Source organism: Pseudomonas sp. QLc11A (assembly GCF_052112305.1).
Taxonomy (GTDB): domain Bacteria; phylum Pseudomonadota; class Gammaproteobacteria; order Pseudomonadales; family Pseudomonadaceae; genus Aquipseudomonas; species Aquipseudomonas laurylsulfatiphila.
Genome location: NZ_JAVAJJ010000008.1, coordinates 31,532 through 44,965 on the forward strand (window position 1 = coordinate 31,532; position 13,434 = coordinate 44,965).

At 55.5% G+C, this 13,434-nt stretch carries 11 protein-coding genes and 2 pseudogenes; 7 read left to right on the forward strand and 6 right to left on the reverse strand.

The window, feature by feature from the left end:
• The first annotated feature begins 52 nt into the window (after nt 1–52).
• The 3 genes and pseudogenes from Q8X48_RS13610 to Q8X48_RS13620 form a co-directional block, all read left to right on the forward strand.
• The gene (locus Q8X48_RS13610; RefSeq protein ID WP_407801600.1) at nt 53–2,188 is read left to right on the forward strand and encodes a calcium-binding protein; all 2,136 of its coding nucleotides are present in this window, start codon (nt 53–55) and stop codon (nt 2,186–2,188) included.
• A gap of 592 nt (nt 2,189–2,780) precedes the next feature.
• Nucleotides 2,781–3,062 carry a hypothetical protein gene (locus Q8X48_RS13615; protein ID WP_407801599.1) on the forward strand — a complete coding sequence of 94 codons (282 nt, stop codon included), beginning with the start codon at nt 2,781–2,783 and terminating at the stop codon, nt 3,060–3,062.
• A 210-nt stretch (nt 3,063–3,272) separates the two neighbouring features.
• Nucleotides 3,273–3,530 (forward strand): annotated as a pseudogene (locus Q8X48_RS13620) (patatin family protein); the annotation flags it as partial.
• 172 nt (nt 3,531–3,702) lie between these two features.
• On the opposite strand, the pseudogene Q8X48_RS13625 reads toward Q8X48_RS13620, so the two are convergent.
• From Q8X48_RS13625 to Q8X48_RS13645, 5 genes and pseudogenes are all read right to left on the reverse strand, one after another.
• A pseudogene (locus Q8X48_RS13625) lies at nt 3,703–4,259 on the reverse strand (DeoR/GlpR family DNA-binding transcription regulator); the annotation flags it as partial.
• A gap of 114 nt (nt 4,260–4,373) precedes the next feature.
• Nucleotides 4,374–5,708 carry a CitMHS family transporter gene (locus Q8X48_RS13630; RefSeq protein WP_407801598.1) on the reverse strand — a complete coding sequence of 445 codons (1,335 nt, stop codon included), beginning with the start codon at nt 5,706–5,708 and terminating at the stop codon, nt 4,374–4,376.
• Between the two features lie 122 nt (nt 5,709–5,830).
• The gene (gene phbB / locus Q8X48_RS13635) at nt 5,831–6,574 is read right to left on the reverse strand and encodes an acetoacetyl-CoA reductase (protein ID WP_407801597.1); all 744 of its coding nucleotides are present in this window, start codon (nt 6,572–6,574) and stop codon (nt 5,831–5,833) included.
• A gap of 133 nt (nt 6,575–6,707) precedes the next feature.
• Nucleotides 6,708–7,496, reverse strand: a complete 789-nt coding sequence (locus tag Q8X48_RS13640) for a hydroxypyruvate isomerase family protein (protein ID WP_407801596.1) — start codon at nt 7,494–7,496, stop codon at nt 6,708–6,710.
• A gap of 29 nt (nt 7,497–7,525) precedes the next feature.
• The gene (locus tag Q8X48_RS13645; protein ID WP_407801595.1) at nt 7,526–8,185 is read right to left on the reverse strand and encodes an aspartate/glutamate racemase family protein; all 660 of its coding nucleotides are present in this window, start codon (nt 8,183–8,185) and stop codon (nt 7,526–7,528) included.
• A gap of 225 nt (nt 8,186–8,410) precedes the next feature.
• Between Q8X48_RS13645 and Q8X48_RS13650 the strand changes: the two genes are divergently transcribed.
• On the forward strand, nt 8,411–9,349 hold the full coding sequence (locus tag Q8X48_RS13650; protein ID WP_007948269.1) for a GntR family transcriptional regulator: 939 nt from the start codon (nt 8,411–8,413) through the stop codon (nt 9,347–9,349).
• On the opposite strand, the gene rraA is transcribed toward Q8X48_RS13650, so the two are convergent.
• Complete coding sequence (gene rraA, locus Q8X48_RS13655) at nt 9,342–9,824, reverse strand: ribonuclease E activity regulator RraA (RefSeq protein ID WP_323605902.1); 483 nt, start codon at nt 9,822–9,824, stop codon at nt 9,342–9,344. The two genes, Q8X48_RS13650 and rraA, sit on opposite strands and share 8 nt — an antisense overlap.
• A 262-nt stretch (nt 9,825–10,086) precedes the next feature.
• Between rraA and Q8X48_RS13660 the strand changes: the two genes are divergently transcribed.
• The 3 genes from Q8X48_RS13660 (at nt 10,087) to Q8X48_RS13670 (ending at nt 13,415) form a co-directional block, all read left to right on the forward strand.
• Nucleotides 10,087–11,157 carry an isocitrate/isopropylmalate dehydrogenase family protein gene (locus tag Q8X48_RS13660; protein WP_323605901.1) on the forward strand — a complete coding sequence of 357 codons (1,071 nt, stop codon included), beginning with the start codon at nt 10,087–10,089 and terminating at the stop codon, nt 11,155–11,157.
• 118 nt (nt 11,158–11,275) lie between these two features.
• Complete coding sequence (gene otnK / locus Q8X48_RS13665; RefSeq protein ID WP_407801594.1) at nt 11,276–12,544, forward strand: 3-oxo-tetronate kinase; 1,269 nt, start codon at nt 11,276–11,278, stop codon at nt 12,542–12,544.
• A complete protein-coding gene (locus tag Q8X48_RS13670; RefSeq protein WP_323605898.1) occupies nt 12,534–13,415 on the forward strand; it encodes a LysR substrate-binding domain-containing protein in 882 nt (293 codons plus the stop codon). Before otnK ends, Q8X48_RS13670 begins: the two co-directional genes overlap by 11 nt.
• Nucleotides 13,416–13,434 lie beyond the last annotated feature (19 nt).

Here is a 13,434-nt window from a genome sequence, read left to right on the forward strand (position 1 = left end):
CCCGCTGTAACGCAGTTAACGCGTACCATTTCCTTTAATGGAGGGTAGTACCATGGCTGTTATCAATGGGACTGAACAAGGCGACTTCATATTTGGCAACCCGGAGGATGATCAGATCTTCGGCCTGGGTGGCGATGACTTTATCCTGGGTGACGGAGGCAACGACACGATAGAAGGGGGGGACGGCAACGATCAACTCGTCGGTGGTGACGGCGATGACCTCCTTCGCGGTGGCGCCGGACTCGACAGTCTCACGGGCAGTGTCGGTGCCGATACCCTGACCGGGGGCGCGGATAATGATGCTTTCAACTGGTTTGTCGGCAGTGGCGCGGATTCCACTTCGCTCGCCCGCGACACGGTGACCGACTTCCAGGGGGCCGGCGTTGCCGGTGGTGACAACCTGCTTCTCTCCGCGAGCAACCGCCTGGTTTTCGAGGGGGCTCGCCCCACGGTGCCAACACTGGGCGCTTCGCTCGGTTTCGGCGGCAACGGCTTTACCGAGGTGTTCTATGCCGTAGGTGCCGCCAGCACGCTGCTGTTCGCGGACTCCAACGACAATGGCGTGCTCGACGCCAGTGACTTCTGCGTAGAGTTGACGGGACAGCACAACCTCACAAGAGCCGATTTCGGCACCACGGCCTTCGTCCTGCGTGGCACCGAGGGCAATGACGTGATCAACGGCACCCCGGACGCCGATACGATCCTGGCGCTCGGTGGCAATGACGTGGTCAACGCTGGCAACGGCAATGACATCGTCGACGGCGGCGCCGGCAACGACATCCTCAACGGTGGCGCGGGAATCGACCGGCTTACCGGGGGGCTGGGCAATGACACCCTCAACGGCGGCGATGACCGCGACCTCATCACCGGGGGCGACGGCAACGACATCATTGACGGTGGCGCCGGCAATGACACGACGCTTTCCGGCGGCAACGGCACTGATATCGTCAATGGCGGTGCCGGCAACGATACCCTCGACGGCGATGCCGGTAACGACCAGTTGTTCGGTGGTGTCGGTAACGACGACTTCTTTGGCGGTGAGGGTAACGACCAGATCTTCGGCGAGGACGGTAACGACGAACTGTTCGGCGATGCCGGCAACGACCAGCTGTTCGGCGGCAATGGTGACGACGCGCTCGAAGGCGACGCCGGGGCAGACCAGTTGAACGGCGGTGCCGGCAATGACGAGTTCGAGTTCTTCCTTGCCTCGTTCAACCCGAGCTCGACCTTCGCGACCTTCGATACGATCCAGGACTTCCAGGGCGCAGGTGTGGCCGGGGGCGATACGCTCGAGCTGAACGATGAGTTCGTGTTTCGTGGCCAGGTCACGCTCAATCCACAGCTTGGCGCGGCACTGGTCGGCGGCGGCAACGGCATCACCGACCTGTTCTACACGGTCCGCCAGGGCAACACCTGGCTGATAGCGGACAACGATGACAACGGCCGGCTCGACAGCACCGACTTCACGGCGAACTTCCTTGGCGTCAACAACTTCACGGTGGGCGACTTCGGTAACAATACCGAGTTCGTCACGGCGGGCACCGATGGCAACGACATCATCGTCGGCACCGATGGCGACGACAAGATCTTCGGCCTCGGCGGCAACGACCAGTTGTTCGGTCAGGCAGGAGAGGACTTGCTCGATGGCGGTACGGGGGACGACGTGCTGCTCAGCGGCACTGGCCTGGATAATCTGTTCGGCGGCGAGGGTAACGACACACTCACCATCGAGGATTTCGGCAGTGCCTTCGGCGGAGCCGGCAACGACCTGGTGATCGGCAGCAGCGCCGAGTTCGCCTTCCAGACGACCCTTGAGGGCAATGAAGGCAACGACACACTGCAATCGGGCAGCGCAGGCGCCTTCATGATTGGTGGCACCGGGGAAGACCGGCTGGTGGGCAGCGCGGCGGGTGATTTCATGGTTGGCAGCGTCCAGTTCGAATCCGGCCTCGATGCGGACAGGTTCCAGTTCGGTGCCCTCTGGGGGACGGACACCATCGCCGACTTCGAGGACGGCACGGACCTGATCGACCTGAGCGCCAGCGGTCTGACCTTCGCCAGCCTCACCGTTGGAGTAGAGTTCGGCGAGGCCGTCATCAGCGTCACGGGCCGGCCGGAGGTGGGAACCATCACCTTGAGCGGCGTGCCACAGGCCGCCATCACCGAGTCGGATTTCGCCTTTACGTGAGTGAACGACGCATGCTCACGCCGATTGAGGGCGTGAGCATGCCTCAGGCCGGGCGTCGGGCCCCTTCAAGCGCCAGGGAGACATCATGACGGTCAAGCGCATGGACAACATCGGCATCGTTGTAGAAGACATCGACGCTGCCATTGAGTTTTTCACCGAACTGGGCCTTGAGCTCGGGCAGCACGCTTGTCGATGAGCACCTGCGACAGTTGCTGAGCGTCACCACCAGGACCGGTTGCAAGCCCGAGATAACTTGGGTGCCTTGCATATCGCTGATCTTAACGATGGAAATTCAGTATTAACCTTGTTGGCCTGTCGGTTTAATTATTGCTTTTTCAATAATTAAACAATCGGTTTTTGCATCTGGCGGGATTCGATGCTGCATAAAAAGCTAGCAGATATCGCATATTGACAGGTAGTCAGGCCAAAATTACCATCCGGCGCCATGAACTTTAAGGCAGCTAATAACGGGTGTCTTGCATTTGCTCCGACGCCCGGGTGGAAATATATATTCATTTGCTGTTGTGCCTGCAGTATTGCTGAATGCCGAGCCTGTCAGATTCAAACTCAATGTGCGTTAAGGCGAGCCAAAGTGAAAAAGTCACTCACCCTGTTGACCCTGCTTGCACCCCTTGTCGCCATTGCTGGCGAACCTGATCACTTGGCCATTTGCGATGAGCTCAAGCCAGATATCACTCGTAGTTACGGCGTGCACAACTTGATGCTGGTGGATAACGGTAGTTCATACGTGCCAAGTGAAGGAGTTGTGCTCTGTGTGTATGACGGCATTATCCAGAAGTTCTACGCTAATCGTTCTGTCAGGGTTATGGCAACACTGAACATCGCCAATAATAAATACAACGTCCTGTTCTAATAGTGGTTTGTCACTGGCGAACTAGAGGTTCTGATACATCTTCTGCTGGTTGTTGAAACCATGCTCTTTCATCAGGCGCGCCAATCCAGCTTGCTAAGTATTACGCTCTGCCCCTTAACCTGGTGAGTCCAACGGCTTTCGTATGAAGCTTGACGCGCGCGGCGAATCCTGCTGATCGGCGCAACAGTCCTTGATCCGGGGCGGCCCGTCACATTGAGCATCGGTGGTCGAGCCATCAGTGCCTTGATTTAAACCCAGAGGATCAGCGACCTGGAGCGAATCTACCGTATGGCGCAACAGGACGGGGCGGATTTCAATCTTGCGTACATTGGCTCCGACTTTAACTTTGCGCACGATCGCAAATTCGATGGCGAGTACATGAAGCGTTTATTCGATTACGCCTTTCAACTCAGCGCGAAGGGCTATCCGTGGCATAAATTGCCATACCTGGAAAACGCTAAACGGTGAAACAACCGTTGAAAGATCCGGGCAAGACCGATTGCAGGGTGCCGCGAAAAGCAGCGGTCAACAGGACGCCAGAGGAGGGGCGAAAACCGGAAACGGCTCTAAAGGCAGCACCGATTCCCAAACCCCGGAAACGACAAAGCCCTGAATTATCAGGGCTTTGTCGTATAAAAATCGATATGAACGCCATATCGATGACCACCTGACGCAAGGTGGCAACGGCCAAGCTGCCTACACACGATTGATTGGAGTAATCCAGTTGACCGCCGGTATGAATCACGGTGACATGGGGGATTCGATCAGTGCCTGGACAATGTCGAAGTCGTTGGTCACCACTGTCATGCCGGACAGCACTCTGATGTAGGGGGCAATTTCAAGCATGCTGGTGCCCGCATCCAAGTAAATCGTCATATTGGCATGCAATAGTCGCGAGGCAAGTTTGGCCATGACCTGCTTCTGCGACAACTCCACTACCGCCTTGAGCTGATGGCTGGGCTCACTGTGGAGCTGACTGGCGATTCGCACCCCACGTGATACTGAATAAGCACGACCTTCCTGCTCCAGCAGCGCGATGTCGCGGCGTATGGTCATGTGCGAACAGTCGAACATTTCCATCAATTGATGAACGCTAAGCACCTGATGCTTGCGCAACTGTCGCAGCATCAATTCACGACGCTGTTCAGGAATCATCTGTGCACCGCTTTCGGTGGCGATGTCCTTTGGGCTGGTCATTAGGGCTCCGAAGTGAAATTTGATTGAGCGAACACAAAAAATCCCGAAAACATTTCTGTTTCCGGGATTTTTTATTGGTTTGCAGCGCTGATGCTAGTTGTTCCTCACTTCCCCTTAGACACCAGCTGCCAGAGGGAACAAGCCCAGTAGCAAGCAAGCGAGCAGGATCAGGAAACTGAGCGCAAACGCCCATTTCATGGTGTATTTCTGGTGGTCACTGAACTCCACACCAGCCAGACCGCAAAGCAAGTAGGTCGAGGCCACAAGAGGACTCAGAAGGTGAACGGGTTGACCTACCAGCGAGGCCCGGCCGATTTCAGCGTGGGTAATGCCATAAACTTCGGCAGCCTTGGCGAGCACTGGAAGCACACCATAGTAGAAGGCGTCATTGGACATGAAGAACGTGCCCGGGATACTCGCCAGCGCGGTGATCGGAGCCATGTACGGGCCCCAGGTTGCAGGAAGCATTGCCAGGAAGCTGGCGGACATCGCGTTGACCATGCCCGTCCCGGAGAGGATACCCGCCAGAATGCCGGCTGCCAGGAAGATCGCGATCTGGTTCAGGGCTGTTGGAGCGTGCGCGGAAATGCGACGACGCTGATCGTTCATGTGTGGGTAGTTGATCACCAATGCAACAGAGAACGCGACCATGAACAAAATGGAGAGTGGCAAGATTTCCACCACCAGGCCGGTCATCAAGGCAATCGTCAGGCCCGCGTTCAACCAAAACAGTTTTGGACGACGCAGTTCGGCATTTTCGTCTGACATCGATGGCAGACCTTCGTCAGTCTCATCGTCAAAAACTGTGGCAGCAGCACCCACTGACAGACGCAGTCTTCCGAGACGTTGACGCTCACGAATACCGATGAAGTAAGCCAGCGCCAGAACACCGAGGAAGCCCACTACCATAACGGGAATAAGCGGGATGAAGAGCTCGGACGTATCGACCTGCAAGGAAGCTGCGGCACGTGCAAGTGGTCCGCCCCATGGCAATAGGTTTGTCACACTTGCCGCCAGAATGACCACGCATGTCAGCGACAAGGGTTCGAGCCTTAGTCGTTTGAAGAGAGGCAGCATCGCGGTGACGGTGATCATGTAGGTTGTCGAACCGTCTCCATCCAGCGACACCAAGCCTGCTAGCAGGGTCGCGAAAACGACGGCTTTCATCGGGTCGCCGTTGATCAGCTTGATGAACTTGCGAATGATCGGATCGAACAGACCAGTATCAAACATCACGCCGAAGTAGAGGATCGCGAACATCACCATGACCGCGGTCGGGGCTACCTTTTTCAGGCCGTCGATCATCATGTTGCCCATGTCCGGACCGAATCCCGCCATGAGCGCGAATACGATCGGAACTGTTGTCATCGCTACCAACGGCGACAACCGCTTGGTCATGATCAGTGCCATGAAGGTCACGATCATGCCGTAGCCGAGAATTGAGAGCATTTGTATCACCTTGACGTAAAGTACAATTGTTTTTATGGGATCTGCGCAAAAAAAAGCGCATCAAGGTTCCCGCTGTATTTTTGGTTTGATCCAGCGGGTTGCCGCTGAGTCTCACACGAGTATCAACTCATGTGAAGGCCACCATTAAGCGAGAAGTCAGCACCATTCGCATACCCAGCCTCGTCCGAGGCCAGCCAGGCGCATACCGCCGCGATCTCCTCGGGTGTTCCAAGGCGACGAGTCGGAATGTCCTGGATGATGCGATCCATCGCGTCCGCCGTGGTGACGGACTTGAGTTTGGCAGTGGCGATGTAGCCAGGAGATACGGTATTCACCGTGATCCCGCGGGAACCGACTTCTCTTGCCAGTGCGCGAGTGAAGCCTCGGATTGCTGACTTTGCAGTTGAGTAGTTGACCTGACCTACTTGGCCCAGTTGGGCGTTTACTGAAGAAATGTTGATCACTCGTCCCCAGCCTCGTTCAGCCATGCCATCGATAACCTGTTTGGTTACGTTGAACAGCGAGTTGAGGTTGGTATCGATGACCGTGGCCCAGTCATTGGGCTGCATGTCCTGAAAAACAACGTTCCGAGCGGTGCCGGCGTTGTTGATCAAAACGTCAACGGGGCCGACATTTTTCTTGATTTGATCGAAAGCCTTCCGGCAGGACTCCCAGTCAGCAACGCTGCCTTCAGAAGCGATGAAGTTAAAGCCAAGTTCCTTTTGTTGGGTGAGCCAGGTGTCCTTCAGAGGCGAGTCAGGGCCGCATCCTGCGACGACGGTGAATCCGTCACGTGCCAGTCGTTGGCAAACTGCGGTGCCCAGGTTTCCCATACCTGCAGTAACAAATGCGATCTTTTTGTTCATGCGCAAACTCCTGTTGTGTTTTTTGTTGGGAGCATTGATTGCAACCTTTGAAGGCTACTGGAGGCTAATAAACCCCAGTCGAAATTGTTTTGCAAGGTTACGCAGTACAATTTCGCCAAAAAGAAACAATTTCTTACCAGCGGTCATCTTCATGGGGATGCGGTTTCATGATCCTCCAGAGTTCTTCCAGTCCATCGAGCGTCGAGGTTCGAGGGCGGTACTCGCAACCCACCCATCCCTGATAGGCCCGGTCTTCCAGCATGGAGAGCAGTTTCGGGAAGTCGATGTTGCCTGTGCCTGGCTCGTTGCGGCCGGGAAAGTCCGCGACCTGAATGTGCCTCACCCGCGACCACCATTGATTGAGCTTGCGCAGGCAATCCACGCCGAGAAGCTCGGTGTGGTAGGTGTCCAGGATCAGTCCTAGGCCGGGCAGGGTCTCGAGCATCTCTTCAGCGAAGTCGAAGTGGCTCATCAGGTAACCTGGGACTTCATCTGAGCTGATGACTTCAATCAATGGCTCGATGCCTTCTCCAGTCAAGAACTCAACGGCGTACTTCAGATTGCGACGGTAAATGCCGCTATCGGCAATGACCCCAAGTTCTGCCTGCGATACCCCTGACATCAGGTGAACCATTCGGCAGTCGAGTGCACTGGCATATTCAACGGCCTTGGTTAGATCCGATCGAAATGCTTCTTTTGAACTGCAAATGCCGGTGTTGCCTTTGGTTGGGCCCGATGGCGCGGCGAATTGCACCATCTGGAGTTCATGCTCGCGGAGAAGCTCTGCGATTTGCGGTGCTTCGTATTCATAGGGCGAGGGAAACTCGATGGCTCGAAAACCCGCGTTGGCCGCTGCCGAGAACCGCTCCAGAAAAGGCAATTCCGTAAACTGGAAGCCGATGTGCGCGTTCAACCTGGTCATGAGTGACTCCTTAAATCTTCGAATCTGCATCAGGCGTTCAGAAGGTTGCGCAGCTTCAACACCGCGCTGTCGGGTGTTGTCAGTACAGGCAGACCACTTGCTTGGCTCACCCTTTGTGCTGCACTGGTCATGGAAAATTGTGCAAAACACAGCAGTTCGCTATTGGTAGGGGGGCGTGCTGAATCGACGATAAGCGCGTCATGGCGTTCGGCATTCCCCTTGCGCAATTCGGCGAGTGCTTCTGGGCAGACAAGGGAATTGAGCTCAATATCGACACCCAGTTGTTGCGCATAGGCTTGAAATTCCTCGGTCATCGATGCAATGGCCGGCTGGAAAGTCGCAAGTATGGTGATTTTTCCGGTGCGTTGAATGGCCTCCTCGATCATGGCTTCGTTCGGTTTAAGTACCGGAATGCTCAGCGAGCGCTTGCACAAATCGATCGCGTCACCGAATGCCGAGCACGTAAACAAGATCGCATCAGCACCGGACTCTGCGGCGTAGGTAGCGAGTTTCAAGAACCGCTGGCTCAATGCCGAAGTCAGTTCACCGGCCTCGGCCAAATCGCTGGAAAGCGAATCCTCCAATAAATTGGCCAGCCTGGCCTCAGGCCAAAGCCGAGTGAATGCTTCAGTAATGGGTGCGATTGCTACTGGTGTTGCATGGATCAAATAGATGCGTGGTGCGCTCATGACGGATTCCTGGATTGCTGTAGGTCAAGTTGGTGTACGGTGAAGTCCTGAAGTGTCACTGGCGTGTTGATGTGCATCAGGTGTGTTATTTTTCTTTAAAGCTTGGTTTTGGATGTAACGCTCCATCCCAGGCAATGCATTGATGTCATCCTCCTCTGATTACCGGTTTCCATGAACTCAGCAGAATCGACTCTTCAACAACCCTTGGTGGGCGAACCAGCCAAAATGAAGCCCAAGATAAAGAAAGACCTTGCGGAGCAGTTGGCACCCAAGATCATCGACATGGCCAGAGCCCGGTCGATGCGCGCTGGTGATCCTTTGCGCGAGGAGTCTTTTGCCAAGGAGTTGGGAGTTTCCCGATCTCCGATTCGACGAGGTTTCGCGTTGTTGGCCGAATTGGGTCTGGCGACCAAGGAGCCGAACCGAGGTTATTTCCTGACAGCTGACGCGCGAGGAATCGACAGTCGCAAGCTCCCTCTGGAAGTCGATCCCTTTGAAGACTTCTATTTGCGCGTTGTCGACGACGTCCTGCGTGGTGACATTCCCACGACTTTTTTTGAAGCCGAGTTGATGCGCAAATATGAGGTGCCGAGAGGACAGCTCATGAAGGTTCTGACCCGGCTGGCCAATGAAGCAATGATTGAGCGCAAGCCAGGGCAGGGGTGGGAGATCAACAGTTTTCTGCATGACTCCAAAGCCCATATTCAGAGCTACCGTTTTCGCATGGCAATCGAACCGGCCGCCGTTTTGGAACCGGGTTACGAGGTGGATAAGCCAGCGTTTGCCAAAGCGCGGGAAATCCAGCAGCAACTGCTCGATGGCGACATTTTCACCTTGTCGCGATCGCAGCTGTTTCAGATCGGTTCGCAGCTTCATGAGCTGGTGGTGCGCTGCTCGGGCAATGCTTTCTTTCTTGAGGCTATCCGCCGCCAGAACCAATTGCGTCGGTTCATGGCCTACAAGGCCAACGTGGATCGGCCTCGCCTGATCAACCAATGTAAAGAACACATCCATCTTCTTGATCTCATCGAAAGTGGACAGCGAGAGGAGGCGGCGGAATTTCTACGCAACCACCTTGATGTGGTCGGGCGGCAAAAAACAGACAAAGAGGCCAAGGATGAGCTGGAGTACCAGCGCAGCCTTGAAATATCGGTTGTCAGCTAGCGCTCAGCTCGTTTAACAGCACCACGCCATCGTCATCGCCGAACAGTTGGTCGCCATCGGCGATGGTGTGCCCGGCGAACTCCACCGATATGCCAATCTGCCCTTCGTTTCGTTTGACGGTCTTTCGCGGTGATGTGCCCAGTGCCTTGATGGCGATCGGCATATCGCGCAGCGCCGCTTTGTCGCGGATGTAACCGTAAATCAACACACCGGCCCAGCCGTTCTTGACCAGATCCTCAGCTATCACATCGCCAAACAGCGCGTAGCGGTCACTGCCACCTCCGTCCACCACCAACACCCGGCCGTGTCCCGGCAGACTGCTTATTTCCTTGATCCGGGAATTGTCCTCGAAACATTTGAGGGTGAAGGCGCGTCCCTCGAAATCATTTTTGCCGCCAAAGTCCTGAAAAATCGGGGCCAGTACGCGAATTGAGTCTGGGTATTGATCGCAAAGATCGGAGGTTTTAACTGTCATGCAGGATCTCCTGGGAAAGTGAAATGGGTGACCGTTGAGCGTAAAGGTTGCACAAACTGAATATTCATGCAATAAAATGCAATCTGTCGAGGGCGATAGCTCTACTGCTCCCCACAATGTCTCAGGACGAACGGGAGCAAAAGGTTAAGGACTTCGTCTCGTCAATATTGTACTTTGTATTTACGATGTACAGAAATGGGGTCGGTTCATCACGCACTGGCTTCGAAAAAATTCAGCTCAAACAATAAGTAAGGGGTATGCGATGCGTATTTTGGTTCTTCCTGGTGACGGTATTGGTCCAGAAATCGTTGAATCTTCGATGTCGGTGCTCAAGGCTGCCAACACAAAATTCGATCTGGGCTTGAGCTTCGATTACGACGATGTCGGTTTCACAAGCCTGGATAAATACGGCACCACCTTGCGTGATGAAGTGCTGGAGAAGGCCAAAGGCTACGACGGCATCATCCTCGGCACCCAGTCGCACGCCGACTATCCAGTGCCTGAAAAAGGCGGTCGCAACGTTTCTGCCGGCTTCCGTATTGGCCTGGATCTCTACGCCAACGTACGTCCTGCTCGTACTCGTCCATTCCTGACTTCCAACATGAAGGAAGGCAAGACGATGGACCTGGTGATCATGCGTGAAGCGACTGAGGGCTTTTATCCAGATCGCAACATGAGCCGTGGTTGGGGCGAAGTAATGCCGACTCCGGATATGGCTTTATCCACTCGTAAAATCACTCGTCATTGCAGCGAGCGTATCGCCCGCCGTGCATTCGAGCTGGCTATGAAGCGTGGCAAGAAAGTCACCGCCATTCACAAGGCCAACAGCTTCCACATGACCGACGGGCTGTTCCTGGAATGCGTTCGCGATGTAGCGAAGGACTTCCCGGAGGTCGCGCTGGACGATCTGCTGGTCGATGCCTCCACTGCCCACCTGGTACGTAGCCCTGAGCGCTTCGACGTTCTTGTCGCGACCAACTTCTACGGCGACATCATCAGCGACCTTGCCAGTGAACTGTCGGGCAGCCTGGGTCTGGCCGGTTCCATGATGGCCAGCGACACTCATTGCTGCGCCCAGGCCCAGCACGGCTCTGCGCCGGATATCGCCGGTCAGGACAAGGCCAACCCGGTTTCGATGATTCTGTCCGTTGGCATGCTGCTGCAGTGGATGGGCGAGCACCACAACAAAGAAGCGCTGATCAAGGCCGGTCTGGAAATGGAAAAGGCGGTGGATGTTGTGCTGCAGGATCCTAAGCAACGCACGCCTGATCTGGGCGGCTCCAGCGGTACCAAATCGTTCGGCGAAGCGGTAGCCAAAGCCATTCTGGGCTGATTGAAACGGGCGGCATGCCAGGCATGCCGCCCGTTGTCTGGAATGTTGCGGATCTATAACAAGAAATCGCCTGTTCTCCTTTTAGATATCCAAAGGAGGAGGGCACGAGGAGACCACAGTGAGTCAATTACTACTCGGTTGCATCGCTGATGACTTCACCGGCGGTACGGATTTGGCAAGTACGCTGGTACGTGGCGGCATGCGCACGCTACAAGTGATCGGTGTGCCGCAAGGGCCCTTGCCTGATGATATCGATGCTGTCGTCATTGCCCTGAAAAGCCGTACCGTCAGCCCGGAAGAAGCCGTTACTCAATCGCTCGAAGCGCTGGAATGGTTGCGTGCGGCAGGCTGCCAACAGTTTTTTTTCAAATATTGCTCGACGTTTGACTCGACCTCTCGCGGAAACATCGGCCCTGTCGCCGACGCACTTGCTGAAGCTTTGAGCGTCTCGTTCGCTGTGGCGTGTCCTGCATTCCCGGAGAACAAACGGACGATTTTTAACGGTCATTTGTTCGTCGGCGATGTGCTGTTGAGCGAATCCGGCATGCGTAATCATCCATTAACGCCAATGACCGATTCCAATCTGGTTCGGGTGTTGCAGCAGCAGACGCTCAAGCAGGTAGGTCTTGTTGCACATTCGGTTGTCAACAAGGGGGCGCAAGCCATTTCCACGGCTTTCAATAGCCTCATTGTCCAGGGCCGGGGTTATGCCATTGTCGATGCGATCGATGATGAAGATTTGTATGCGATAGGCACTGCTGTGGCGGACCATAAACTCGTTACCGGCGGTTCTGGCGTTGCGCTGGGTCTACCTGAAAACTTCCGTCGTGCAGGCAAGCTCGGTCAGTCCGAAACGGCATCGGTACTGCCTGTCATCGAGGGCTTGGGCGCCGTTGTTTCCGGCAGTTGTTCGGTAGCGACGAATGGTCAGGTCGAGCACTGGCAGAAAACCCGTCCGAGCTTTTCCATTGATCCGCTGCGTCTTGCCAATGGTCATGATCAGGTTGCTGAAGCACTTGAATGGGCAAAGGATCTGATTCAAAAGGGTCCCGTCCTGATCTACGGAAGCGCACATCCAGAGACGGTCAAGCTTGCTCAGCAAAAGCTCGGCGTTGAGGCTGCTGGGCAGATCGTTGAAGACGCATTGTCCGCCGTTGCTGTCGGCCTCTACGGCATGGGTGTTCGCAAGCTGGTGGTTGCCGGCGGCGAGACATCGGGTGCGGTAGTCAAGGCACTGCAAGTCAAGGCTCTACGAATTGGTGCGACCATCGATCCTGGTGTGCCCTGGACACTCGGCTTGCGCGACGACCCGGTTGCCCTGGCGCTGAAATCCGGCAATTTTGGCACCGTAGACTTCTTCGAGAAGGCATTGGCCAATGCGCCATGATCTGCTCAGCCTGGAAATCTTCATGGCTGTGGCGGAGCAGCGAAACCTGACCAAGGCGTCGCAGCTCTGCCACTTGGCGACCTCCGCAGTCAGTAAGCGGATCAGCGAGCTAGAAGAGAAGGTGGGTTCTCCCTTGTTCATTCGCTATCCGCGCGGAATGGAGCTGACGCCTGCGGGGCAGTCGCTGCGCCATTACGCGTTGCAGGTGAACGAAACTCTTCAAAAGATGGACCAGGAGTTGAGTGAGTATGGTGCTGGAATCAAGGGCCATATTCGATTGCACGCCATTACATCGGCGTTGGCCCAACAGTTGAGTCTGGATATCGGCACATTTATGGAAACCTACCCCGATATCAAGTTCGATATCGAGGAGCGCGTCGGTGCGGCAATCGTACGAGCGGTGTCGGACGGTCGTGCGGATGTCGGCATCATTGCCGAACAAACACCTTCACAAGGGTTGGAGTCCGTTCCCTATCGCGTGGATGAGTTGGTGATTGCGGTTCCAGAACGGCATCCATTGGCGGCGCAGACGCAAGCCAGTTTCGAGCAAGCGCTGATCTTCGAATTCATTGGTCCTCATCTGGAGAGCTCGGTGCATTTGCTCCTGAGTGAACAAGCCGAATTGTTAGGTAAACCAATCAGGCAGCGGGTTCGCGTTTCCAGCTTTGAATGCATGTGCCGGATGGTTTCGACCAATCTGGGCATATGCATTTTGCCTCGCGATGTTCTGCGGCCCTACCTGCGTTCCTTCCATTTGCAGGCTGTCACGTTGGCCGAGCCATGGGCCAAGCGTCAGTTGAATATTGTTGCTCGACGATTCGAAGCGCTCCCTCCTACCGCTCGCGCGTTCGTCGCACACTTGACCGCGTGACAGGTGCCATCCAAGTACC

Coding starts and splice junctions, on each gene's coding strand:
- Q8X48_RS13645 (WP_407801595.1), bottom strand. CDS start 8,185: ATGAGCGCACCACGCATCTATTTGATCCATGCAACACCAGTAGCAATC.
- Q8X48_RS13610 (WP_407801600.1), top strand. CDS start 53: ATGGCTGTTATCAATGGGACTGAACAAGGCGACTTCATATTTGGCAAC.
- Q8X48_RS13670 (WP_323605898.1), top strand. CDS start 12,534: ATGCGCCATGATCTGCTCAGCCTGGAAATCTTCATGGCTGTGGCGGAG.
- rraA (WP_323605902.1), bottom strand. CDS start 9,824: ATGACAGTTAAAACCTCCGATCTTTGCGATCAATACCCAGACTCAATT.
- phbB (WP_407801597.1), bottom strand. CDS start 6,574: ATGAACAAAAAGATCGCATTTGTTACTGCAGGTATGGGAAACCTGGGC.
- Q8X48_RS13660 (WP_323605901.1), top strand. CDS start 10,087: ATGCGTATTTTGGTTCTTCCTGGTGACGGTATTGGTCCAGAAATCGTT.
- Q8X48_RS13640 (WP_407801596.1), bottom strand. CDS start 7,496: ATGACCAGGTTGAACGCGCACATCGGCTTCCAGTTTACGGAATTGCCT.
- Q8X48_RS13650 (WP_007948269.1), top strand. CDS start 8,411: ATGAAGCCCAAGATAAAGAAAGACCTTGCGGAGCAGTTGGCACCCAAG.
- Q8X48_RS13630 (WP_407801598.1), bottom strand. CDS start 5,708: ATGCTCTCAATTCTCGGCTACGGCATGATCGTGACCTTCATGGCACTG.